Origin of the sequence: Achromobacter sp. SIMBA_011, from assembly GCF_046535435.1 — a bacterium.
Lineage (GTDB): Bacteria > Pseudomonadota > Gammaproteobacteria > Burkholderiales > Burkholderiaceae_B > Achromobacter > Achromobacter dolens.
This window is the reverse complement of sequence record NZ_JAWRWN010001323.1, coordinates 1-231: the sequence shown is the minus strand read 5'-3', so window position 1 is coordinate 231 and position 231 is coordinate 1. Positions and strand designations below refer to the sequence as shown.

Here is a 231-nt window from a genome sequence, read left to right as displayed (position 1 = left end):
CCGGTCGAGGCAACTGAAAAGTCGATGGGTGAAATCACCGGTGCGATCATCGGCATCGCGCTCGTGCTGACGGCCGTCTTCATTCCGATGGCCTTCTTCGGCGGATCGACGGGTATCATCTATCGCCAGTTCTCGATCACCATCGTTTCGGCAATGCTGCTTTCGGCAGTGGTCGCCATCGTTCTGACGCCGGCGCTTTGCGCCACGATGCTGAAGCCGATCGATCATCAC

The 231-nt window shown here is 58.4% G+C and carries 1 protein-coding gene; it reads left to right on the top strand.

Annotation, left to right across the window (positions count from 1 at the left end; translation table 11 throughout):
• The coding region (locus SB816_RS35370; RefSeq protein ID WP_410548667.1) for an efflux RND transporter permease subunit at window positions 1-231 on the top strand (231 nt) is incomplete at both ends.